The following is a 22,937-nucleotide window of genomic DNA, read 5'->3' as shown; positions in this document are numbered from 1 at the left end:
TTATTCAGGCGCATAGCCGATGGCGGCGTAGTCTTGCGCGCCAAACAGCAGTCGATTGAGAGGGCCGGTGATCGCTTCGTCGTTGCCTTTGAGGTGCAAGATCGGGTCGCCAGGGTGACGGCGGTCGATTTCGACGCGCTCGAAACCACGTGCCTTGAGCAGGAACCCCACCAGCGCCGGCGGCATCGGGTTGCGATGCGTCGGGTCGATGTAGAAGTTGCAGGCGCCGACGATCAGGTTTTCCGGGTTCGGCGTTTCGAACAGCACCACGCCACCGGGGCGCACGACGCGAAGGGCTTCGTCGAGCAGGGCAATGAACACGTCAATCGGGATGTGCTCGATGATGTGAAACGCGGTCAGGCCACTGAGGCTGTGGGCGGGCAAACTGGCCAGGTAGCGCAGGGCATCGCCGACATAGGCTTCAAGACCGGCATCGGTGCAGCACTGGATCATGGCGGTGTTGGTATCGACGCCAACGGCCGGGATGTTGGCTTCTTTAAGCAGTTGCAGCCATTCGCCACGGCCACAGCCCAGGTCCAGCACCGGATCGGTGGTCAATGCCGCGTCGGCATTGCTCATGAAATACGGCAGGTTGGCTTTGAGGCGCTCGCGGATCATTTCTTTCGAGCCACGGAAATTGGCTTCGAATTCCAGATACAGCTCAGGCGGCATGCCTGGTTCTTCGGCCTGCGCCGCAAACACCTGGTTGCCACTGCCCGCTTGTGCCTCGGACACCATCACCGCTTGTTCGCGCTGACGCTGTTCAAGGCGTTCCAGGCGCGTGACCAGGTATTGCTCGTTCTGCTCGATGGCCAGCGCGTGGGTGTAGAGACTTTGGTTGGTCTGGTTCTGGATCTGCAAACCGATGTTGCGCAGGCGGGTATTGCCGTCGGCGAGGTGGTATTCGAGGGCATTCATGCGCTCGGGCATATGGCGCAGAGCCATGCCGACATAGACCAGACGCTGCATGCCTGGAATGCGATAGACCACCGCACGCACGAGCATGATGACCACGTTCTTCACCGACGCACCGCCCGGTCGCTGCCGCGCACGGGTCAAGAAGCTCATGACCCGAGGATGACCGACGTATTTGCCGATCACCGGAATGCCACGCAGCTTGCGATACAGGCTCGGCGGCGGGATCTGCGCCTGGGCCGGCTGAGCGTCGCCGCTGGTGTCGTCGGTCATGGTCGGAATGTAGCGCTCCGGACCCGGCGGCAAATAGCCTTCGAGCTCCATCGGCTCGAAAGCGCGAATCAGGTCGTTGGGCAGATTGGCCGAGAGCTTCGACGCCTGGGCGCCCGCTGAAACACGCTCGTATTCGCGGCGATTGACTTCAGCCACGATGTCTTTTTGCAGTTTTTTAAGATCGATAGTCATTATTTGCGTTCAAGACCGGTTAGCAGCCAGTACATGCTGATGAGTTCATAACGCTATAAAGCTGCGTTATTTCGGGAATATGAAGGCGGCCATTCTACGCAGGTGAAGGGCTGGGTGGGAGGGGACTTGTTTTTGATTCGGATGTTGCGTGACTGACTGTGGGAAATTTCGTTGGTGGCCAGGGTTTGCGCTGAACCGGTAGGACCGGACTTGTCCGGGAACGGCGTTGGGTCAGGCAGATGGGGGGGGGCTGGGCTGGCCTCTTCGGGGACAAGTCCCCTCCTTCCGGGTTGGTGTGTGTCAGCTCAACCAGTCATGCTGGGTTGAGCTCCCCGGTGTGGATTCAAGCCATGCCGCATCCCACAATGGGTAGTCGCCGATGTATTGAACCAGGTTGGCACGCAGGGGATTGGCGATGATGTAGCGGGCCACGTTTATCAGCTCTTGATCACGGCGAATGGTCTGGTCGTGGAAATCCGCCTGCCACAAACGCCCATTGCTGCATCGGGCTCTATTGATGGCTATAGCACTGCGGGCTTTGACTTGTTGAATCAGGCAGCTCAGCGTGCCTTTCTGCAGCTGGAACAACCAGTGCAGATGATCCGGCATTACGACCCATGCCAAGGACTGCGCCAATTCTTGTTTTTGTGCGCGCCTCAATTCATTGACAACCAGGCGACCCAAATGAAAATCAGCGAAGACAGGCTGCCGGTCCTGTATGACCGAGGTCACCAGATAGATTTGACCTAGTTTAGAGAAACGTCCATAGCGTAGATGTGAACCTGGCATTCCCTTGCCCTCATGAGCGGATGAGCGGATGAGCGGATGAGCCGCCAGAATGCGTCAGGCAATAGTGGGATGCTGGTGCAGTGTTTTTCGGGGAATTTCAGAGGGGTGTCAGGCGAGGTGATGCAAGCCAATCCGACGCCTCGGGGACAAGTCCCCTCCTACCGGGCTTACATTGGACCGGTAGGAGGGGACTTGTCCCCGAATGGCGTTGGGCGCATCAATCCAGCTTGAACGAAGCTTCCAGCGCGCAGACGCCAGCGAAGTGTTTGTAGCCGGTATGTCCGGTTACGTTGAACACCGCGGCCTTGTCCCACCAGTCGAAGTTGTCTTCGATGTGGTCGGCGCCGCCATGCAAGGCCAGGGTCAGGCTGTAGCTGCCGGGTCCGATGTTCAGCGCCGGGATGGTCACGGTCAGGGTTTGTTCCACGCCCGCGTTGACGCCCAGGTCGCGCAATTCACCACGCAGCCAGGTGTTGGTGCCGAAGATGTCGTAGCCGGTGCGGTCCTTGAACATGAAACCCAGGGACAGATCGTAGATCGGCTCGTTGGCTTTGATTTTCAGGGTCAGGGTCAACGGCGCGCCAACTTCCAGCATGTGCGCGGCGTTGCCATTACTGCTGATGGTCAGTTCTTCAATGCGCGCCTTGCCATTGCCGGAGCGGCCAGCGTAAGGCGCGTTGACGGCCTGGGCCTGCAACGAGCCTTCTTCCTTGCGGGCGATCAGCGAGTTGTAGAAATCCAGCACGTCGTCCGGTTTGCCGTCCATGAGCATCTTGTGATCGCCCAGCAGGATGGCCCGGTCGCACAGACTTTTGATCGCGCCCGGATCGTGGGACACGAACAGCAACGTGGTGCCTTGCTCACGGAAATCACGAATCCGCGCGAAGGATTTGTGCTGGAAGTAGGCATCGCCCACGGCCAGCGCTTCGTCGACGATCAGCACTTCAGGACGCACGGCAGTGGCCACGCTGAAGGCCAGACGTACGAACATCCCTGAGGAATAGGTGCGCACCGGCATGTCGAAGTAATGACCGATTTCAGCAAAGGCCTCGATCGCGGGCATCAGCTCGATGATTTCATCGCGCTCCAGCCCTTGCATGCGACCGGCCAATGCCACGTTCTGGCGACCGGTGAATTCCGGGTGAAAGCCCATGCCCAACTCAAGCAACGCAGCGATGCGCCCGGTCGTGGTGATGGTGCCTTCGGTGGGCATTGCGGTGCCGGTGATGAGTTTGAGCAGCGTGCTTTTACCGGCGCCATTGACGCCGATGATGCCCACGGATTCACCCTGCCCGACCTTGAAGCTGACGTCGCGGATGATCCAGTTCTGATCGCGTTTGCACAGCCCGAGCCATGTGCCCAGTGCGTGCCAGCGACCTTTGAGTTTTGGATAGGCCTTCCCTACCTGGTCAACGAGAATAGTCATATCAGATCTGATCAAGTAGGTCGTTGTAGCTGCGCTTGTACAACAGCACAGCCAGAAGGAAGACGATAAGGCCGAACACCAGCGGGTAAACCAACGGGCGCATGCCCAAGGCTTCGCCCAACAGCGCACGTTGCGCGGTCAGTACCAGCGGGAACACCGGGTTCCACGACAGGATTTCCTGCACCCGCTCAGACAGAATGCTGAGTGGATAAACGATAGGCGTGGCCCAGAACAGTGCCTGGAAAAACACGTCGGACAGTTGCCCGATATCGCGGAAGAACACGTTCAGGGTCGCCAGCAATGCACCGACGGCAATGCCCAGCAACACGGTAATGCCCAGAATAGGCACCAGCACAAGGATGGTCGGCATAATCGGGTAACCCGAGATCAGCATGAAGCCGATCACCAGCACCAGCAGAATCAGGCTGTTCAGCGCCGCGACGGCAATCACCGGAATGAACAGGATGAATTTGGGGAAGCTGGACTTCTTGATCAGGTTGGCGTGTTCAAGAAACACCCCTTTGCCACGCTGAACCAGCTCCAGCAGCAAATTCCAGGTGATCAGGCCGGCACACAAATAGATGCTGTAGGCGTATTGGTGCTCGATGCCCGGCATTCGTGCCTGCATGAGGCGCGAGAAGATCACGGTATAGATAAACACCATGAAGATCGGGGGTACGACCAGCCATAAGGCGCCGAACGTCGAACCGGCGTAGCGGCTTTTTATCTCACGCAGGGTAATGGCGTAGATCAGCCCCCGAAAACGCAGGACATCTTTCAATAAGGAGAAAACTGACAAGGTCGTTTTCATTGTGCTCGGCTCGCCATGTTCAGGAAAGTTCCTAGTTGTAGGGCCACGTCATCCCAGGTGCGATAAAAGGGCTGGGCCGTTTTACGCTGGGCAAAAGTGTCGATGGCCTGGATTAGTTCGGGGAGGCTGTCTGGCTTTATGTAACAGGGCCATTGCCGGCCGGCTTCGCGTAATACCGGAATGTCTGCGGCAATGACCGGACAGCCCTGCATGGCAGCTTCAAGCACGGGAAGGCCGAAACCTTCGTCTCTGGGCACATAAATCAGGGCGGTGGAGTTCCGGATCAGCCAGAGCAGTGCAGGATCGCTCAGGTTGGCCGCATGAAACAGGCGCTCATTGAGCAGCGCGTGAGTTTGCAGACGCTCAAGCAACCGGTCAACCTGCCAACCGACATTGCCCACGAACAGCAACCGCGGCTGTTTGCCCTGGGCCCATAACGTGTCGAACGCATCGAGCACCAGGGCGTGGCTTTTGCGCGGCTCCAGCGTACCAATGACCAGAAACAACGGATCGTCAGCAGTGGCTGGAGCAGGCAGCGAAGCCTTGTAGCTGTGGATTTGCTCGGCGCTGGGCATCAGGGTGCAGAAATCACCGCCATGGGGCAGAACACTGACGGTTCCTTGCAGGTCATGTCGCGCCAGACGTTCCACCAGACGGCTGCGCACAGCCTGCGTGGGCACGAACAATTGCTCGGCGCGGCTGGCCAATGCGTGCAAGTGCTCGCTGAAGCGTTGCTCCAGACCGTCGCGAAACCATTCGGGGTGTTCCAGCGGCAGCAAGTCGTGGACCATGCCGACCAGTCGCGCGCCACGGGCCAATGCGGCATCCACTGCGGGCCATGGGTTGGCGTACCAGGAAGCATCGAACAGCAGGAGGATATCGCCGTCACCTGGTTCGATCTTTTGACCCGGGGGTTGTGCATGAATGCCCAGCCCCTGACAGGGGTGCGGAGCCAGACAGTCGAAGGCTTGCCACTGATCGCCGTCGAAGGTGACCGGCAGGATCTGCCAGCCCGGCTGACCGAATTGACGTTGCGCTGCGCTCAGCAGGCAACGCACGACACGCTGGATGCCCGTGTGCAAACCCGATTCAAGCAGGCGAGTGGCGTCGAACAGGAGACGGTTCATAGGCAGGCAGCCCATTGGTCGAGCTGGCTGACGCTTTCGGGGACAAGTCCCCTCCTACCGGCTTTGCACGAATTCGGTAGGACCGGACTTGTCCGGGAAACGTCGGCGCAGACACCGGATTGGATCAGGCGAAATGATGTCGGCCGATCCGGCGCCATCGGGGACAAGTCCCCTCCTACTGGGTTTATACGAATCTTGTACCGGGTTGTTACAGGCAGCAGGGATTTCATCGAGGGCAATAGATGTCTTGCATACAACAAATGGCTAAAGATACGGCTCACCAAAAGCAGGCGCGCCCGCCGGCAGAGCAGAGGCTCCAGCGGCGGGCGGCACATACTGAAACTTAGAAGGATTTACCGGTTTTTACGCGTTCCAGGTCAGCATCAACCATCAACTGGCACAGCTGCTCCAGGGTGGTCTTGGCTTCCCAGCCCAGCACGCGCTTGGCTTTTTCCGGATCGCCGATCAGCAATTCGACTTCAGAAGGACGGTAGAACTTCGGGTTGACCTGGATAACGGTCTTGCCGGTGTTGGTGTCGATGCCGTGTTCGTTGTCGGCGCTGCCTTTCCATTCCAGATTGATGTCAACGGCCTTGAAGGCCATGGACACGAAATCACGAACGGTTTCAGTGCGGTTGGTGGCCAGGACGAAGGTGTCCGGCTCATCGGCTTGCAGAATGCGCCACATGCCTTCGACGTATTCCTTGGCAAAACCCCAGTCACGCTTGGCGTCCATGTTGCCCAGTTCCAGGACGTCCTGCATCCCTAAGGAAATGCGCGCTACGGCGTCAGTGATCTTGCGGGTCACGAATTCTTTACCGCGCAGTGGCGACTCGTGGTTGAACAGGATGCCGCTGGAACCGAACATCCCGTAGGACTCGCGGTAGTTGATGGTCATCCAGTGGGCATACAGCTTGGCCACGCCGTACGGGCTGCGCGGGTAGAAGTCGGTGGCTTCGGTCTGCGGAACCTGTTGGACCTTGCCGAACATTTCCGAAGTCGAGGCCTGATAGAAGCGGATCTTCGGGTTAACGATGCGGATCGCTTCGAGCAGATTGACCGCGCCCAGACCGGTGATTTCAGCGGTGGTCAGCGGCTGGTCGAACGACACGCCCACGAAGCTCTGAGCAGCCAGGTTGTAAACCTCGGACGGCTCGGCTTTCTGTAGCAGGCGAATACTGGCGCTCAAGTCAGTCAGGTCGTGCTCGACCAGTTCCAGGTTCGGGTGGGTAGCGACGCCGACTTCTTCAAGACGCCAGAAATTGACCGAGCTGGTGCGACGATAGGTGCCGTAGACCTTGTAGCCTTTTTCCAGCAGCAGCTGGGTGAGGTAAGCGCCGTCTTGACCAGTGATACCGGTGATAACTACAGATTTGGTTGGTGCGTTCATTGTTTAGTATTCCGGTCGGGGACTGGGTCCGTTTTACTGTTATTGCTCAGCCAAATGTTGACGCTCTCGACGCTTTCATCGGACAGCTTGCCAGCCCAGCGGTTGAGGATGAACAGATTGGTAATGAAGTCATATTGTGTCTTGAGCAGATCACGACGAGCCTTGAACTCATTCTGTGTCGCGGTCAAAACATCCACAGCGTTGACGACACCGTAGGTAAAAGCTTTTTCAGAGGCAATGGTCGACTGCTCAGCGGATGCCAAGGCATTGCGATTGGCACGTATTTTTTCGACGCTTGAGTCTGCGGTCAAGTACGCATTGGTAGTTTCTTTGACGACCTGCCGACGAGTCGCTTCCAATTGCTGCTCGGCGGATATCTGGTCCTGCACCAAACCACGCACTCGCGCCGACGTCGAACCGCCGCTGTAGATCGGCACGGACAACTGCAGCCCTGCTACATAGCTGTCGGTTTTAGGTGCCAAGGCATTGTTATAGCCTTCGTTGGTATTTTGTGCACTCAGATTCAGGGACAAGGTCGGATAGTGTCCGCCTTTGCCGCCGCGCACCGCTGCGCCGGCAACTTCCACGGCGCTGAGGGTGGATTTGAGCGACGGGTTGTCCTGCATCGCCTGTTGTACCCAGGTGTCCAGACTCTCCTCCGACACCTTGAGCTCCACGTCGGAGCGGATGCGGCTGAGTTTTTCAGTCACCGGGCGACCGACGATTTCAGACAATGCAGCGCGGCTCAGGCGTACCTGATTGCGCCCGTCGACTTCCTGGGCGGCCAGGGTATCGACCCGCGCGCGCAGGTCGAGTACGTCAGTGATCATCGCGTACTTCTTCTCATACAGGGCGTTGACCCGGTCGAGGTTTTTTTGCGTGGCGCGGCGCTCGGCCTGGGTCAGCTCCAGCTCATCGTCCGCAGCGAGTGCGGCAAAATAGCGCTGGGCCAGGTCGACCGTGGCTTCGGCCTGAGCTTCAACGGTTTCTGCTTCGGTCTGCTTGATGGTCAGTTTGAACTTCTGATAGTTCTCCCAGGCCGCCTTGTTGTAGAGGGCCTGGCTCAGGCTAAGGCTGTAGTTTTCACTGTTGTAGATCTGGTTGGTGGTTTCATTGACCTGCTTGATGCGGTTGGCACCGGCATTGGCGGTCAACTGCGGCAACAACGAACCGAATGCTTCACGGGCGTGTTCCTTGCTGGCCTGGGCACGCGCGTAAGACGCCAGCACGCGCGGGTCTTCAAGACGCGACTCGCGGTACAGCGACATCAGGTCTGCCGAGTATTCCTTGGCGCTGACGCTGGTCGGTGGCGGCTTGGGCGTGGTCGGGACGGCGATTTTCGGTTCGGCGGCCTGCACTTGAAACGACAGCATTCCCAACATCATGTATGGAAACAGGAGGCGCACGATCATTCCTCGATCATCGATTCGGAGATAGCGTTGCGTGCCGGCTGCAAGATGTACTGCAACATGGTCCGCGAGCCGGTATTGATCAAGGCATCGGCCGGCATGCCCGGAACCAGCTTGCGATCACCCAGCTTCCTCTCGCCATCCTCGGTCACGCGCAAGCGAGCCAGGTAATACGGCGCGCCGGTACGCTCATCGGTCAGGCGGTCAGCCGACACCTGAGTCACGACCCCTTCGATTTCCGGAGTGGTTGCGCTGTTGAACGCACTGAAACGGATCTTGGCGGTTTTGCCGACGCCGATACGGTCGATATCGACTGGCAACACATGCACTTCGACGATCAGGTCAGAAATCGACGGTACGATGTCCAGCAACGGCGTCGCCGCGCGAACAATACCGCCCACGGTATGGACGGTCATGCCGATCACCATGCCATCATCCGGAGCACGAATGACGATGCGGCTCATACGGTCTTTGTAGGCAGCCGTACGTTCCTGCAGGTCGTAGACCTTGGTCTGGGTATCAGCCAATTGCTTGGCGACGTCGGAGTTGAAATCCTTGGTCAGCTGCACGATCTGCAACTGGGTTTCGTTGATCTGCAGGCGGGTCTTGGTGATCGTCGAGTTGTGGTCGGCAATCTCGGACTTGAGGCCGTCCAGTTTGCGTTCCTGTTCCAGCATGCGTTGTTTATCGACGAAGCCCTGAGCGAGCAGCTCGCGCAACTCACCAATCTCGCCAGCGTAGGATTTGCCCAGATTGTTCTTGGTACCGATCATATTGCCAAGACCTTTGATCTGCTCGTTCAGCTGACCAATACGCTCTTGCAGTACGGCGATTTCACCCATGCGCGAGTTACGGCGGGCATTAAAGATCTGGGTTTCGCTGAACTGTGCTTCCTGGCCACGCGTGGTATTGGGCTCGATTGCATCACCGAAATCGATGGTGGTCTTGCCATCACGCTCGGCGCGCAGACGCGCTTCGGTGGCCTTGGCAGCAACCAGCTGGCTGCGATTCATTTCATATTCAGCGCCGACCTGGGAGTCGTCGAGAATGATCAGCGGATCGCCCTTCTTGACCGTATCACCGTCATGCACCAGCAGCTCTTTGACGATACCGCCTTCCAGATGCTGAACCGTCTTGCGATAGGTTTGCACGGTGACGACACCGGGCGCGTTCGCGGCGCTGTCCAGGGGTGCAAATGCAGCCCAGGTCCCGAAGATGCCAAACACCACAAAAATGATGCCGAAGCCCAGCCGACGCGTCTTGGCGTCGGAAGTCGGCAGATCATGGAAGTTGTCGGCTGCGGTGGTAATCATAGTTTTCATCGACATCTTCCTGATCAGACGCTAGAAGGCGCTGCGCCTGAGGTAGCAACCGGGGTCGCTTTTTGTTGGGTTTTGGCTTTTGCGCTGAGCTCTGCAATCACTTGCTCGCTCGGGCCGTACATGCTGAGCAGCCCATCCTTCATCACCAGCAGGCGATCAAGTTGCGAGAGGATATTGGTGCGGTGAGTGATCACGAAAATGGTCGCGCCCGTCGCCTTCAGGTACTCAAGTGCGTAGGACAGTGCGCGTTCACCCACTTCGTCGAGGTTCGAGTTCGGTTCGTCGAGGATGATCAACCTTGGCGTGCCATAAATGGCGCGGGCCAGGCCGATGCGCTGACGCTGGCCGCCGGAAAGGTTTACGCCGTCACTGCCAATGACCGTGTCGTAGCCGTCTGGCAGCAACAGGATCATTTCGTGGACACCGGCGACCTTGGCAGCCTGGACCACCAGCTCAGCATCGACTTCGCCGAAACGGGCGATGTTTTCGCTGATGGTGCCTTCAAACAATTCGATGTCTTGCGGCAGGTAGCCGATGTACGGCCCCAGCTCTGACTTGTCCCAGTTGCTGATGTCGGCACCGTCCAGACGCACAGATCCGTGCTGCGGCGGCCAGATGCCCAACAGAGCTCGGGCCAGGGTCGATTTGCCGGAAGCACTTGGCCCGATCACACCGACCACGGTGCCCGCCTGAACGGCGAAGCTGATGCCCTTGATGATGGCCGAGCGCGAGCCCGGTGCACCGACAATCATGTTCTCGACAGTCACGTTGCCTTCCGGAGCTGGCAGCGCCATGCGTACCGGTTCCGATTGCAGCTTGCTGAGAATTTCATTGAGACGGCTGTACTGGCCACGGGCGGCAATGAAGCCTTTCCAGCTACCAATGATCAGGTCGATTGGCGCCAGGGCGCGCCCCAGCAACACGGAACCGGCGATGACCAGGCCCGGGCTGATTTCATGGTTGACCGCAAGGTAGGCACCCAGACCGAGAATCAGCGACTGCACCATCACCCGGAAGGTTTTCGACATGGACGTCACGACGCCACCGTTGTCGCTGGCCACCGATTGCAGCAGCAGGACTTTCTTCTGACGCAGCGACCAGCGATTGATCAGGGAATTGAGCATCCCCATGGATTCAATCACTTCAGCATTACGCAGATTTTTGGTGGTGTAGAGGCTGGCCGCGATGTTTTCCCGATTCGCATCGGCGATCGCTTTGCCGGTTACTTTTTCGTTGGCATACGCAAGGCAGATCAAAACGATCGCGCAACCGATGGCCATCCAGCCATACCAAGGGTGGAACATGAACATCACAGCAACGTAGATCGGCAGCCAAGGCGCATCGAAGAATGCAAATACGCCATTCCCCGTCAGAAACTGACGCAAACTTGTCAGGTCACTAAGCGGTTGCGCGGAAGCATTCATACCGCCGGTAGCCAAAGCCTGTTTGAAACTGGCGCGGTAAACGTCGCGACTCAATATCACATCAAGCTTGGTGCTGACCCGGACCATGATCCGCGAACGGATCCACTCCAGCAGACCCGTCGTGATGGTGAGAATGACCATGATGATGGTCAGCATTGCCAGGGTCGACAAGCTTCCACTAGTGACCACTCGTCCGTATACCTGGAGCATATAAAAGGTGGGGACAAGCATCAGGGCGTTAACAAACAAACTGAAAACACCGACTGATATGAAACTGCCTTTACAAGCTTTTAAAGCAGCCTGCAAGCTGTTTTCATCTACGTTGCGCATAATTTCCGAACTGCCACGGGGGTATGGAAAAGCGCGGGAGTGTATCACCCCCCTAACGTGCAATAAATGAAAAACCATTTATGGGAATCAGACGTCAGTCGTTTCCTACGTAGGAAAATTCTCTTATTTGTTGTTGCAACGTCCTCAAACGCAAGAGTAAAGTTCCGCGCATCTTCAATCCCCCATGTTGTTTCCTAACAACCAGTGGTTCAGCTGCGATCCAGTAATGTTTCAGTCGTGAACAACAGACGGGCGGTTTCCCTCTCGCAGTACCAGTGGGTTTGTCATGCGCGTTCTGCATTTTTTCAAGACTTATTACCCTGACACCACGGGCGGCATCGAGCAGGTCATTTTCCAGCTCTGCCAGGGCAGCCGCGCCTTTGGTGTTGAAGGCCGGGTGCTGACCCTGAGCCCCAACCCCTCCCCTGCCCGGCTGCAGGTTGCCGATCATCAGGTCACGCGGGTCAAAGAAAACTTCCACATTGCTTCAACCGGGTTTTCCCTGAAGGTGTTCAGCCAGTTCAAGGAAATGGCCGCCGAGGCCGATCTCGTTCATTTCCACTTTCCCTGGCCAATGATGGATCTGGTGCATTTCGCTACCCGTCATGGCCGACCGACGGTACTCAGCTATCACTCGGACATCATCAAACAGCGCACATTGCTCAAGCTTTACGATCCGCTGATGAACCAGCTGCTAAAGAGCATGGATCGCATCCTGGTGGCTTCGCCTAATTATCTTGAATCCAGCGAAACACTCAGACCCTTCAAAGACAAAACGACTGTGGTTCCCTACGGACTGGATCAGTCGGCATATCCAAAAGTCTCGACGCAAAAACAGGATCAATGGCGCAAGCGAGTGCCGGAGAAGTTTTTCCTGTTCGTGGGTGTGCTGCGTTATTACAAGGGTCTGGACAGCCTGCTCAGCGCCCTTGAAGGCGTGGATTATCCGGTGGTGATTCTCGGCGGCGGTCCGCAGGAGCAAGAACTCAAGGCCCAGGCTGAAAAGCTGCAGTTGCGCAACGTGCTGTTTCTGGGCCGGCTGGATGATGAAGACAAAGCCTGCCTGCTGCAGATGTGCTACGCGCTGGTCTTCCCTTCGCATCTGCGTTCAGAGGCATTCGGGATTTCCCTGCTGGAAGCTTCGATGTATGGCAAGCCGATGATCTCCTGTGAGATCGGAACGGGCACCACGTACGTCAACCTGCACGAAGAAACGGGTCTGGCCGTCCCGCCCAATAACCCGCTCGCCTTGCGTGAAGCGATGCGCAGACTGTGGGATAACCCACAGCAGACTCAAGACTTTGGCAGCAACGCCAAGGCGCGCTTTCAAAAACTGTTCACCGCAGAACGCATGTGCGCGACAACAACACAGGTTTATCGCGAGCTGTTAAAGACAGCCGATGCCACACACCCTATAAAAAATCACTGAACAACCGCTACCACGTCGGGCTTTGCGCTGCGCAAAATACCCGCATGATAGCTAGCTATATATCTAGATATATAGCTAGCTAGCCGCCATTCATCGCAGCCTCTCAACTCCCCTCCTGCCTTGCCGATAGTGTGAAATCCATCCAATAAAAAATCCCTTGATACGAGATCGCCGATGAAAACCGTCCAGGCTCGCTACACCGTGATTTTCATCGTACTGATCGCCGCCATCGCGCTGATTACCGCGCAGGGCATCGAGCATTTCGTCGCGCCGAAAATTCAGGCCACTGAGGAGCAGGTGGTGTTGCACAAGGTCGATCAGGTGGCCACGCGCATCCTGACGGATCTGGCTCGGGTCGAGGCGCAATCGCGAGGCATTACCCAGGCGGTTCCGCTGCTGGACAGCGACGGCATTGATCGGGTTATGCCAGGGTTGATCGATCAGTATGGGGACGCCAAGGTGTTTGGCGGCGGGATCTGGCCAATGACGCAAATGCGTACGCCAGGCCGCAACAAGCACAGCACCTTTTATCATCGGGATGCTTCAGGGAAGCTGGTGGTCAGCACGTACTGGAACTCTGATGCGGCGCCCAATTACTACGAGCAGCCATGGCACAAGGCTGGCCAGAATGCCCCCAAAGGGCAATGCGCCTGGGCGGCGGCTTATCAGGATGCAGCCAGCCCACAACCGCGCACCAACTGTGCAATGGGTATCTATAAGGACGGCGCGCTGTTCGGCGTGTCGACCATCGACGTTACCCTGGGCTTTTTCAATGGCCTGATTCAGGACAAACAAAAGGAAGTCCAGGGGCAGATCATGATCGTCGAACGCGACGGCAAGATCCTCACCAATCAGGAAACGATTCCCGGCGAGATCGTGCTCAAGAACGTCGCGGACTTCAGCAATCAGTCGCTGTTTGCCAAACAGATTCAGGAAGGCTTGCGCAGCATCTCCGGCAGCAACCTTTATCAGCAGGCCTATAAAGACCCGCAAGCCGGCGACCTGACGTTTTTCCTCAAAGCGGTGCCCGGCACGCCTTGGTTGATCGCGACCGCCCTGCCCACTTCGCTGCTGACTTTGCACAGCAATGAGGTGTTGAAGACTCTTGGGCTGATTCAGATTCCGCTGGTGATCCTGTTGGTGGTGGTGCTGGTTTTCGCCATCAGTCGCTTGATGGGCCGCTTGACCGTACTGCGCGGCAACATTGACACATTGTCGTCAGGCGAAGCGGATCTGACGCGACGTATTGCGATCAAGGGCGAGGATGAGCTGGATGCCGTCGGTAACTCGGTCAACCGCTTCATTGCCTATCTGCAGGGCATGATGGTCGATGTGGCCGCGGCGACCAGTCAGATCTCCGGGGAATTGGTGCAACTGCAGCAGCAATCGCGACACACCAATCAAATCCTCGATCGCCATGCCTCGGAAACCGATCAGGCGGTGACGGCGATCAACGAGATGAGCGCCACGGCTGACAGCGTTGCGCAAAGCGCCAACGAGACCGCGAGCTTTACGCAAAGCGTCAACGACGCTGCGCAAAAATCCAAAGAGGTGGTCGATCAGGCGTCAGTAAGCGTGTTGTCCCTGGTGGAAGAAGTAGAAAGCGCCACGCAATACGTTCAAGGCATGCAGAGCGACGCCAAGCGCATCACCGATGTACTGGGTGTGATTGGTGGCATCGCTCAGCAAACCAATCTGCTGGCACTCAACGCCGCGATCGAAGCCGCCAGGGCTGGTGAGCAAGGTCGTGGCTTTGCCGTGGTGGCTGATGAGGTGCGCGCCCTGGCCGGACGCACACAACAGAGCACTTCGGAAATCAACGAGATGCTGGCCAGGCTGGAGCAGGGCGTCAACGATGCCGTGGGGGCGATGGTCAAGACCAAGGCCAGTTGCGAATCCACAGCCGATCGGACTTCACGAGTCAATGAAGGGCTGGATGGTATGGCCAGCTCCGTGCTGCGCATCCACGATCTCAGCGCACACATCGCCACAGCCGCCGAAGAGCAAAGCGCAGTGACCGAAGAGATCAACCAGAACATGGTCGCCATCCGGCATATGGTCAGTGATCTGGTGAACAGCGGGCAGCAGGCCGACAAGAGTACCGAAGCGCTGCTGGCCTCCAATGAGCGGCTGGTAATCCTGGTCAACCGCTTCAAGGTGCGCTGACTTATAGGCTGTGACTGTAGGAAAAGACGAAAGCTTCCTCTACTACACGGCCTATCGACTACAAATTCCGGCTATGCCATTAGTCGGAATATTCCCTGCGTAGAAGCTGATTTTTGTCAGCTTTTATTGAGCCGTACTGTGCTAATGCGTTGTTTCCCGGACAAATCACGCTCTGGATCGCTGTTTTCAACCAAAAATGGCGAGCTTGAGCGCGTCTTCCGTTCATACCCGGAAATGAAATGTGCCTTGCAGGCCGCGTAGAACGGGCTATCGACTACAAATTCCGGCTATGTAACATTTATGAGAATGTGTTTTTTAGATAGCTATATAGCTAGCTAGATATCCATCTATCTAGCTACCCAAGGGCTGATATGTAGGGGGTTTACGGGCTTTTCAGGGATAAAAAGCGAAGAAATCTACTGAATCGGTCACACTTTGACCCATTGGTACATAAAAAACGAGGATACCGGGGGACGGAACAATTCGCTGAGATGCGCGCGATAGAGCAGCCAAGTGACCATGGCTGAAGGCTATCGACTACAAATTCCGGCTATGGCCAAAAGCCTTGTTTTAGCTAGATAGATATAAGGATAGCTAGATATATAGCTATATATCTTTAATTTAACTATCTGTTTCTAAAGGCAATTCATCAAGAAGAACAACACGTTCTGCCGGAATCACTTCCAGTCCGTCGCCCAGGGAGAGGCGCATTTGCGCAGCTTCCTGGAAGCGAAACATCAGGCTCTTCACCGTCTTGCCTTCGGTAATGGTCTGGTACGTGATGGTAATTCCCGACTTGGCCATGATCTCGTTGATGGACGGGGCTATGACGCGCTGACGCAGGTTGTTGAATCGTTTGTAGCTGTCACCAAGGTCCAGCAGGATGCGCAGTTTCTCGACCTCGATGATGAGCACGCCAGTGCTTTTGAACTGCATCATCAGTTCGAACAACCGGAAGCTGTGCATGGAGTTCAGATTGGCAACGCGACGCAGATCGTAGGAGGTCAGTTTGCTGTTGAGCATCGACAGGTAGGGGATGACATCGACCGTGAAGTTCAGGGTCACCCGGCCCTCGCCTTCGGCGTAAGTCGCCTTGTAGACCCAGCGGATACGCGTGCGGTTCTTGCCGTCAAAGGTCTGGATATCGCGCTCGTAGAGGGAATCCGCTGCTTCCTTGAGGTTGGTGTAGGCAAACCGGATCGGCACGCCATAGATCTCTGCGAAGCTCGCCGCAGTCACGGTGATCTTGGAGGGCATGGGTTTGCGGGGATCAACCTGGGCAATGGCTGCCAGCAGCAGGCGCTGTTCCTGAAGGGTCAGGCGATAGGACGCACTTATCAGATCATTGGCTTTGGTCACAAGCAATGATGAAGGTTCTCGGGTGGTCATCGACTAATCCTGGCGCGGTGAGGAGTCGATAGTAACAAGCTTGGGCGAGAAGTTTCTCCTCCCTTTTCATAGCCGGAATTTGTAGTCGATAGCAGGGCCATTGGCCATAGCCGGAATCTGTAGTCGTAAGATAGCAAAGAGCCATACCCGGAATTTGTAGTCGTATGTCCGGTACGGCATAGCCGGAATTTGTAGTCGTTACACGGAAAACGCAATTCCTGGGAAAAGGATTTCAGAATGTAACCTTGACTAAACATCGGACAAATGCCACCAGGCGTGCCATAGCCAGAATTTGTAGTCGATAGAAGCGCTTGCGAAGGCAGGATTTGTGGCAGCGCCGACCTCCTGATGCGTATAGCCGGAATTTGTAGTCGTTATCTGTCTTGCAGAACGTGCCTGCGAGACGATCTGGAGGGGATTTGCCTGTGGATAACAGCCGGAATTTGTAGTCGTAATAGCTGAAATTTGTAGTCGTAAGGGCTGAAATTTGTAGTCGCGTAGCCGGAATCTGTAGTCGTATAGCCGGAATTTGTAGTCGATGCACCTCTGGAGGCCACGTAATTCAAGGCCTGCAGAGGTGCTAAAAACAAGATTTAAAAACAAGCTTAAAAACAAGAAAAAAAGATTTTAAAAAGGGGCGTGAAGCTCATTTTTCCTGTTTGGGAAAATCAAAAGCCACAGCCAAAAGCAAAATCACCAGCCGAGCTCCTCAGAGCGCGCACAAGCAACAAACTCTGCATTTGGCGAGCTGGTGCGTGAAGAACACCCCGGTGGCGCGCTGAGAGGCCAATGAGCGCCCTGGACCTTGGTTTGAACAGAATATCTGCGACAGGTTTCCTGAAATATTCCTGAGTATGACGCGCATCCATCTTGAAACACCGAAATCAGCAGCCTCGGTTTCTATTTCAAAAACAGTTCAAAAACAGCGCCAGGCCCGTGAAGCATCAATGAACAAAGTGATTAATCCTTCAAAAAGTTCAGGTAGGTCTGTCATGGGCTATGCAAACGTCCTACACAAAAATAAGGCCAATCCCGCGTCTACAGGTATAGCTAGCTATCTATATAGATAGCTATACTGCTAGCTGTCTTATAGCTATCTATATAGCTATACATTGGAAAAGGGAACCACAGTGACCATTTTTGCTTGTGTAAACACCAAGGGCGGCGTTGGCAAAACCACAACGGCTGTGCACCTTGCAACGATGCTCGCAACACGCGGCAAAACTCTTTTGATCGATGGTGACCCGCAAGCCAGTGCGGCAAGTTGGGCAGCCTGGCGTCGTGACAACCCGGAATACAGCCCGAGCCCGACAACCGTTTGTTTGCAAGGCAAAGCCATCAACTCTGAAGGCCGTCACCTGGCCAGCTCCTATGAGCATGTTGTCGTTGATGCCGGTGGCCGCGATTCGGTAGGCCTGCGTTCGGCGTTGCTGCTGGCCGAAGTGGTCATTGTTCCGGTTGGAGCCAGTTCATTTGACGCCGCTGCCATGACTGACCTGTTGACCGTCGTCGATCTGGCACGAGACTACAATCCGGACCTGGACGTGCGTATGTTGCTCTCCAGGGTGGACACCCGCACCAAGGACACAGGTGAAATGTTGACCTTCCTTGAGGAGCAGTCATTCAGCGTGTTCAAAACCAAGATCTGTGAGCGTGTGGCTTTCCGTCGCTGCATCAGTGAAGGCGCCATCGTGCATGAGCTCAAGCGTGACCACGCCGCTATCCAGGAAATGAACGCTTTCTTTGCTGAGGTGTTGGGATGATCAAGTCCAAGCCAGACATCAAAAGCTTCAATAAGGACCCGAACGATTTTCTCGAAGGAGGGGAGGCGGACAAGGCGTTGTCCAAATCGCGCTCGGCTCCGGAGAAGGCTGCACTAGAAGACGCTACAGCCAACGCCATCGAAGCATTCAAGCCGGAACCTACAGTGCAGAAATTGTTCCGCCTGCGATGGGATATTGCCAACGCCTTGAAACTGGGCGCTGCTCAGGAATCAGCCAAGACGGGCAAGCGGGTTACTGAGACCGACATCATCCAGCAGCTCCTGAAGAAGCACTACAGTCTCAAATAAAATATATATCTATATAGCTAGCTATCTTTGAAACGCTATCCTTGCCACAAGGTAACGCCGAACCGGCATAGCCAGGTGAAGATCCAAGTAGGGCAGGGCAGGGCAGGGGTGATAGCTAGCTATATAGCTGGCTAGCTATCGATAGCGTTGTTAATACCACCCCTTGAAACCTAGAAGTGTTGATTGCTGCTTTTCCTTCTCGCTGGTTTCGACCGGCAAGGCGAGAGGGAAGAGCGCTTTGTAGATATAAGTGCTATGTTAGGGGTGGTATTAATATTCAGAGGCTCCCATGCATAGCGATATCACGGCAATCCACGCGCAATTGGTCAGTAAACTTAGCGCTTTCAATCAACTGTGGCCTGAATGGGTCGTCTCTGCGCAGGTCTGGCAGCTGCCATTGCTGGCCGAACAAAAGGCGCCTGACTTGATTGAGGTTCATCCCCTGGAAGGGGCTGCGGCTATTGAAGCAACGGTGCGGGCGATGACGCAGTTTGAACGGGCGCCTGGTCAGGCGCCGGGAACAGTGATGCGTTTGCCGGGTTACTTCGCGCTCAATCGGAGCGTCTTGCCTTGGATACAAGAGATCAACCAGTTGAAGGATGAGCTGATGGGGGCGATTGAACAGACGCGCATCGAACTGAATCTGGCGCCTACCGCACGCTCAAAAATCCTGCGCCAGGCGTTGGGTGTGCAATTCAGCATGAAGCAGCTGGCGCGTCATACCCAAGTATTCGATATCTGTCCGCGGCTGATTGTGTTCACCTGGGCGGGACACACCACGGGAGGCGAGCGCATCGCGGTGGGCAAAGTCAGGGAGTTGCTGAGCAAGGCCGCCGAACAGCAATCCGCCAGGGAAAGCATCGACATCGGACAAACCCTGGCCGGTGCGGAGCTGCGCCGTATCGTCAACCTGGCCGATCAGGCCAGCCTGATCAAATACAAAAAGGTCGCGCCGCATCCCCGGGCGATGGTGTATTTCTCGGCAAGCTCACGCTACGACGCGATGATTCACAGCAACTTGCCGATGTTTGTCCTGGCGGGTGAAGAGCCCACCACGGTGCATGAGCTGCGGCACTTTGATCGGCATGCACGTCAGGCCGAGCGACCCGACAAGAAATCCCGCATCGAAGTCATCCCGCGCATGAACCTGTACCTCAACCCCGATGACCTGGTGGGCCAGCGCAAGGCAGTCGTGCCTGCCAGTAAACCCAGCGATGTCGCATCGACGTATTCGGGCAACGTTCACAAAGATCCGGTTGAAGCTCTCCCTGTCGAAAAAGCCCAGCTGGGCCTCAACCTGGCTCCGGACAAGGATTGAACACCTCGGCCGCACCAGCCTGGATGAACTCGGCCCACTCGCTCATCAGCTGCCGGCGCTTTTCCAGCAGGTCGCCCCGGTTGTAAGCCGCCTCGACTTTGTCTTCCAGAGAGTGAGCCAGCGCCATTTCACAGACTTCGCGGGGGAACAGCGTGTTCTCTGCCGCCCAGGTACGAAACGTAGAGCGAAAGCCGTGGGGCACGAATTCGCTGGCCTGCAGTTGCTGCATGATGCGCCGCAGTGCATTGCCCGGCAAGCTCGCAGAGTGTCTGGCGTTGGGGAACACATACAGCGGATGCTTGCCTTGTTGTTGCTCCAGAACCTGGATCGCGCCCTGACACAGCGGGACACGGTGGACCTTGCCAGCCTTCATCCGCGCCGCATCGATGGTCCACAAACCCGCAGCCAGGTCGAATTCGGACCAGCGCGCATCGCAGACTTCCGAGCTTCGGCAAGCGGTGTAGATCAGCAATTCACAGGCCCGCGCTGCAGTACTGGCCAGGCTGTCCAGCCGGCGAATAAAAGGACCGACTTCCTCGGCCGGCATGGCGGAAAATGGCATTTTTGTGTGCTTCTGCCGAGGCAGCAGTTTGTCGAGATGCCCACGCCAGCGCGCCGGGTTTTCGCCTTCGCGCAATTTACGAGCCTTGGCCGCATCGAGCACCAGCTCCATGCGGTTACGCAATCGAAAGGCAGTTTCCGGGATGTTGGTCCAGATGGGCGTGAGCACATCCAGCACATGCTCGGTATCAACGCTGGCCACCGGCATGTCGCCCAGCAACGGATACACATGATCACGTAGCGAGTGCGACCACTGCTGAGCATGCCGGACATTTTTCCAGCTCTGCCTATGGGTTTTGATGTAGCGTTCGGCTTCGATGCGGAATGTCACAAGCTCCGGTGCCGACAACGTTTGCGAGGCGTCCAGCAAAACCCGCTTGCTCAGCGGATCAATACCTTGCGACAGATCCAGCCGATGAGTGTCGACCGCAAGCCGCGCGGCCTTGAGGGACACGGCCGGGAACGCACCCAAGCCCAAATCGTGACGTCGATTATTGAGCTGATAGCGCAGTAACCATTTCTTGGTGCCCACGGCGCTGACCCGCAGGATCAATCCGCGCTCATCGTGATAGCTGCCAGGCTTTTCGATGGTCCTGACGAAGGACTGCGTCAGTTTGCTCATTCGTGGTTCTTCTGGGAATTAGGTCAGGCGGACGTTGAATTCTACAGCGAAATGTACGCGGAGTATCCCTCTGCGTACATTGATCTCTAACTCCAATATTTTAGGGGATTTTAACCAAGATGCGCACAAAGGTCCCACATCAAGACCCACACCCGACGACAAGCTCGGGCCGGAGCCTGCACAAACGCGATGCCTGGGAGGAGGGTAGCTACGGTCTAAGGTGGAGGTTGAACTTATGCTCAGCAGGTGAATACTTCTGGGAGGTCATGCATATACCCATGACGTAATAACCTGAATTTAATATGGATATTAAAAACACTTTCTTCTGATAGGTTGAAAAGACCAAAAATAATGCGCCGCGCCCAATCAAAACAGCAGCCCGCTTTTATCTATTTCCGTGCAGACTGCTGAATTAATCTTCCACCCTCCGGTCGCATACTCGAATATTTCGCCACTTTTTTGAATACGGAATAATTTCCAAAATAAACATTCGATAAGATGCATAATAAATTTTCCAAATCCAATTGGAATGGTCAGCTGAGTGCATTAAGCTTTCTCGGCCTTTAGGCGTTGTAGGCAGTGGGGATCAGGATGGAAGGCGGGAAGATATATTCCAATGGCGCTTATATCGAGCCTGTTGATGTCGGCATTATTATTCTGGACTCTGAATTACGCATTCAGTACTGGAACAGTTTTATCAGTGTTGCCAGCCAGAAAGACCTGAATCAAGCCTTGTACCTTCCGTTTATCAGCGTATTTCCAGAAGCGGACACGCCGCATCTGAGCGCTATGATCAGCAAGGTGCGCAGTGACGGGCAGCACGTCTATACCCAGTGGCGAGAAACACCTTACCTGATTCGCCTGACCAACTCTGCAGCCGGGCATCCTGCTACTTTAATGCTGCAAAGTACGCTGCTGTTTCCATTTATCCAGGCCAACGGAGTGCTCTGTTTCGGGCTGCTGCTCTACGACAGCACTGATTTCGCCCGGACCCACGAACCCCTGAGCGCGGCACTTCAGGCGCTCAATACCAAGCAGCTGGAACTGGATCACATTGTCAGCAAACTGGAAAAAGCCCATGTCCAGCTGCTGCAATCAGAACGCCTGGCGGCGATAGGCCAACTGGCCGCCGGCGTCGCCCATGAGATCAACAACCCTATCGGTTATGTGTTCTCGAACCTGAAAACCCTGGGCGGTTATGTCAATGACTTGCTGCGCATCATCGATGCCGTCGATACGGTGGCAAGTGTCGATGAGCTGCGCAAACTCAAGCAAAGCCTGGAATATGACTACATTCGCAACGACGTCGAAGCATTGATTGTCGAGTCCGAAGATGGCATAGATCGGGTGAAGAAAATCATCACCGCGCTCAAGGATTTCTCTCATATCGAAGAGGATGAGTTTCTCTTGGCGGACCTGCAGCGAGGCCTGGATTCGACGCTGAACATGGTCAATAACGAACTAAAATACAAGGCGGAAGTGGTCAGGGAGTTTGCTGAAATACCCGAGGTGCAATGTATTCCGTCGCAAATCAATCAGGTAGTCATGAACCTGTTGATCAATGCCGCGCATGCCATCGAGCAGTTTGGCGTCATTACGCTGCGTTGCGGTCATGAAGACGATTGGGTCTGGGTGGAAGTACAAGACACCGGCAAAGGCATAGAACCTGCAGTCCTCAACCGTATTTATGACCCGTTTTTCACCACCAAACCAGTCGGGCAGGGCACCGGCCTGGGACTCACCCTGTCATACAACATTGTGCAAAAACACCACGGCCGACTGGAAGTACACAGTGAGCCCGGACAAGGCTCGCGCTTTCGCTTGTGGCTGCCGCTGCGTCAGCCCGATACTGGCTTCGCGGATAGTCAGCCATGACCGAAACAGCCTGTACCATGCTGCTGTTCAAGCCGCCCGGCAACACGATGGCACCTGAACCTCCTTGAAATCACACCCCGTAGACCGTTGAACCTTCG

17 protein-coding genes and 1 pseudogene are annotated in these 22,937 nt (G+C 55.9%); 7 read left to right on the top strand and 11 right to left on the bottom strand.

Annotation, left to right across the window (positions count from 1 at the left end; translation table 11 throughout):
* The 9 genes from ACP7E4_RS18435 to ACP7E4_RS18395 form a co-directional block, all read right to left on the bottom strand.
* Positions 1–1,380, bottom strand: a complete 1,380-nt coding sequence (locus tag ACP7E4_RS18435) for a class I SAM-dependent methyltransferase (RefSeq protein WP_426116479.1) — start codon at positions 1,378–1,380, stop codon at positions 1–3.
* Positions 1,381–1,680: 300 nt separating this feature from the next.
* A complete protein-coding gene (locus tag ACP7E4_RS18430) occupies positions 1,681–2,169 on the bottom strand; it encodes an REP-associated tyrosine transposase (RefSeq protein WP_426116477.1) in 489 nt (162 codons plus the stop codon).
* A gap of 217 nt (positions 2,170–2,386) precedes the next feature.
* Positions 2,387–3,595, bottom strand: coding sequence for an ABC transporter ATP-binding protein (locus ACP7E4_RS18425; protein WP_047579831.1), 1,209 nt, complete (start codon positions 3,593–3,595; stop codon positions 2,387–2,389).
* Between the two features lies 1 nt (position 3,596).
* Positions 3,597–4,394, bottom strand: a complete 798-nt coding sequence (locus ACP7E4_RS18420) for an ABC transporter permease (RefSeq protein ID WP_426116474.1) — start codon at positions 4,392–4,394, stop codon at positions 3,597–3,599.
* An 8-nt stretch (positions 4,395–4,402) separates the two neighbouring features.
* Positions 4,403–5,533 carry a glycosyltransferase family 4 protein gene (locus tag ACP7E4_RS18415; protein WP_426116472.1) on the bottom strand — a complete coding sequence of 377 codons (1,131 nt, stop codon included), beginning with the start codon at positions 5,531–5,533 and terminating at the stop codon, positions 4,403–4,405.
* Between the two features lie 343 nt (positions 5,534–5,876).
* The gene (gmd, locus tag ACP7E4_RS18410; RefSeq protein WP_426116471.1) at positions 5,877–6,923 is read right to left on the bottom strand and encodes a GDP-mannose 4,6-dehydratase; all 1,047 of its coding nucleotides are present in this window, start codon (positions 6,921–6,923) and stop codon (positions 5,877–5,879) included.
* On the bottom strand, positions 6,920–8,335 hold the full coding sequence (locus ACP7E4_RS18405; RefSeq protein WP_426116469.1) for a TolC family outer membrane protein: 1,416 nt from the start codon (positions 8,333–8,335) through the stop codon (positions 6,920–6,922). The genes gmd and ACP7E4_RS18405 overlap by 4 nt, the downstream gene beginning before the upstream one ends.
* A complete protein-coding gene (locus ACP7E4_RS18400; RefSeq protein ID WP_426116507.1) occupies positions 8,332–9,645 on the bottom strand; it encodes an HlyD family type I secretion periplasmic adaptor subunit in 1,314 nt (437 codons plus the stop codon). The genes ACP7E4_RS18405 and ACP7E4_RS18400 overlap by 4 nt, the downstream gene beginning before the upstream one ends.
* A 23-nt stretch (positions 9,646–9,668) precedes the next feature.
* Positions 9,669–11,408, bottom strand: coding sequence for a type I secretion system permease/ATPase (locus ACP7E4_RS18395; protein ID WP_426116467.1), 1,740 nt, complete (start codon positions 11,406–11,408; stop codon positions 9,669–9,671).
* Between the two features lie 286 nt (positions 11,409–11,694).
* On the opposite strand from ACP7E4_RS18395, the gene ACP7E4_RS18390 reads away from it, so the two are divergent.
* The 3 genes and pseudogenes from ACP7E4_RS18390 (at position 11,695) to ACP7E4_RS18380 (ending at position 15,003) form a co-directional block, all read left to right on the top strand.
* Positions 11,695–12,837, top strand: coding sequence for a glycosyltransferase family 4 protein (locus tag ACP7E4_RS18390; RefSeq protein ID WP_426116465.1), 1,143 nt, complete (start codon positions 11,695–11,697; stop codon positions 12,835–12,837).
* 174 nt (positions 12,838–13,011) lie between these two features.
* Positions 13,012–14,142, top strand: a pseudogene (locus ACP7E4_RS18385) (HAMP domain-containing protein); the annotation flags it as partial.
* Positions 14,143–14,157: 15 nt separating this feature from the next.
* Complete coding sequence (locus tag ACP7E4_RS18380; RefSeq protein ID WP_426116505.1) at positions 14,158–15,003, top strand: methyl-accepting chemotaxis protein; 846 nt, start codon at positions 14,158–14,160, stop codon at positions 15,001–15,003.
* Between the two features lie 621 nt (positions 15,004–15,624).
* On the opposite strand, the gene ACP7E4_RS18375 is transcribed toward ACP7E4_RS18380, so the two are convergent.
* On the bottom strand, positions 15,625–16,392 hold the full coding sequence (locus ACP7E4_RS18375) for a replication initiation protein (protein WP_426116463.1): 768 nt from the start codon (positions 16,390–16,392) through the stop codon (positions 15,625–15,627).
* Between the two features lie 1,130 nt (positions 16,393–17,522).
* On the opposite strand from ACP7E4_RS18375, the gene ACP7E4_RS18370 reads away from it, so the two are divergent.
* From ACP7E4_RS18370 to ACP7E4_RS18360, 3 genes are all read left to right on the top strand, one after another.
* A complete protein-coding gene (locus tag ACP7E4_RS18370; RefSeq protein ID WP_047579848.1) occupies positions 17,523–18,155 on the top strand; it encodes a ParA family protein in 633 nt (210 codons plus the stop codon).
* On the top strand, positions 18,152–18,463 hold the full coding sequence (locus ACP7E4_RS18365; protein ID WP_426116461.1) for a hypothetical protein: 312 nt from the start codon (positions 18,152–18,154) through the stop codon (positions 18,461–18,463). Before ACP7E4_RS18370 ends, ACP7E4_RS18365 begins: the two co-directional genes overlap by 4 nt.
* Before the next feature lie 289 nt (positions 18,464–18,752).
* On the top strand, positions 18,753–19,781 hold the full coding sequence (locus ACP7E4_RS18360; protein WP_426116459.1) for a DNA replication terminus site-binding protein: 1,029 nt from the start codon (positions 18,753–18,755) through the stop codon (positions 19,779–19,781).
* Here ACP7E4_RS18360 and ACP7E4_RS18355 read toward each other — a convergent pair.
* Complete coding sequence (locus ACP7E4_RS18355) at positions 19,756–20,964, bottom strand: tyrosine-type recombinase/integrase (protein ID WP_426116457.1); 1,209 nt, start codon at positions 20,962–20,964, stop codon at positions 19,756–19,758. The two genes, ACP7E4_RS18360 and ACP7E4_RS18355, sit on opposite strands and share 26 nt — an antisense overlap.
* Before the next feature lie 591 nt (positions 20,965–21,555).
* Between ACP7E4_RS18355 and ACP7E4_RS18350 the strand changes: the two genes are divergently transcribed.
* On the top strand, positions 21,556–22,839 hold the full coding sequence (locus ACP7E4_RS18350) for an ATP-binding protein (protein WP_426116455.1): 1,284 nt from the start codon (positions 21,556–21,558) through the stop codon (positions 22,837–22,839).
* The last annotated feature ends 98 nt before the right edge of the window (positions 22,840–22,937 follow it).

The sequence above is a fragment of the Pseudomonas sp. DSP3-2-3 genome, assembly GCF_049898225.1.
Lineage (GTDB): Bacteria > Pseudomonadota > Gammaproteobacteria > Pseudomonadales > Pseudomonadaceae > Aquipseudomonas.
Note: the sequence above shows the minus strand (reverse complement) of the source record. Positions and strands in the feature narration are given on the sequence as shown.

What these genes read in the sequence shown, in the direction of transcription:
- ACP7E4_RS18415 (WP_426116472.1), bottom strand. Translation starts at nt 5,533, where the DNA reads ATGAACCGTCTCCTGTTCGACGCCACTCGCCTGCTTGAATCGGGTTTG.
- ACP7E4_RS18395 (WP_426116467.1), bottom strand. Translation starts at nt 11,408, where the DNA reads ATGCGCAACGTAGATGAAAACAGCTTGCAGGCTGCTTTAAAAGCTTGT.
- ACP7E4_RS18355 (WP_426116457.1), bottom strand. Translation starts at nt 20,964, where the DNA reads ATGAGCAAACTGACGCAGTCCTTCGTCAGGACCATCGAAAAGCCTGGC.
- ACP7E4_RS18360 (WP_426116459.1), top strand. Translation starts at nt 18,753, where the DNA reads ATGCATAGCGATATCACGGCAATCCACGCGCAATTGGTCAGTAAACTT.
- ACP7E4_RS18435 (WP_426116479.1), bottom strand. Translation starts at nt 1,380, where the DNA reads ATGACTATCGATCTTAAAAAACTGCAAAAAGACATCGTGGCTGAAGTC.
- ACP7E4_RS18405 (WP_426116469.1), bottom strand. Translation starts at nt 8,335, where the DNA reads ATGATCGTGCGCCTCCTGTTTCCATACATGATGTTGGGAATGCTGTCG.
- ACP7E4_RS18380 (WP_426116505.1), top strand. Translation starts at nt 14,158, where the DNA reads ATGATGGTCGATGTGGCCGCGGCGACCAGTCAGATCTCCGGGGAATTG.
- ACP7E4_RS18375 (WP_426116463.1), bottom strand. Translation starts at nt 16,392, where the DNA reads ATGACCACCCGAGAACCTTCATCATTGCTTGTGACCAAAGCCAATGAT.
- ACP7E4_RS18350 (WP_426116455.1), top strand. Translation starts at nt 21,556, where the DNA reads ATGGAAGGCGGGAAGATATATTCCAATGGCGCTTATATCGAGCCTGTT.
- gmd (WP_426116471.1), bottom strand. Translation starts at nt 6,923, where the DNA reads ATGAACGCACCAACCAAATCTGTAGTTATCACCGGTATCACTGGTCAA.
- ACP7E4_RS18400 (WP_426116507.1), bottom strand. Translation starts at nt 9,645, where the DNA reads ATGATTACCACCGCAGCCGACAACTTCCATGATCTGCCGACTTCCGAC.
- ACP7E4_RS18390 (WP_426116465.1), top strand. Translation starts at nt 11,695, where the DNA reads ATGCGCGTTCTGCATTTTTTCAAGACTTATTACCCTGACACCACGGGC.
- ACP7E4_RS18365 (WP_426116461.1), top strand. Translation starts at nt 18,152, where the DNA reads ATGATCAAGTCCAAGCCAGACATCAAAAGCTTCAATAAGGACCCGAAC.
- ACP7E4_RS18430 (WP_426116477.1), bottom strand. Translation starts at nt 2,169, where the DNA reads ATGCCAGGTTCACATCTACGCTATGGACGTTTCTCTAAACTAGGTCAA.
- ACP7E4_RS18425 (WP_047579831.1), bottom strand. Translation starts at nt 3,595, where the DNA reads ATGACTATTCTCGTTGACCAGGTAGGGAAGGCCTATCCAAAACTCAAA.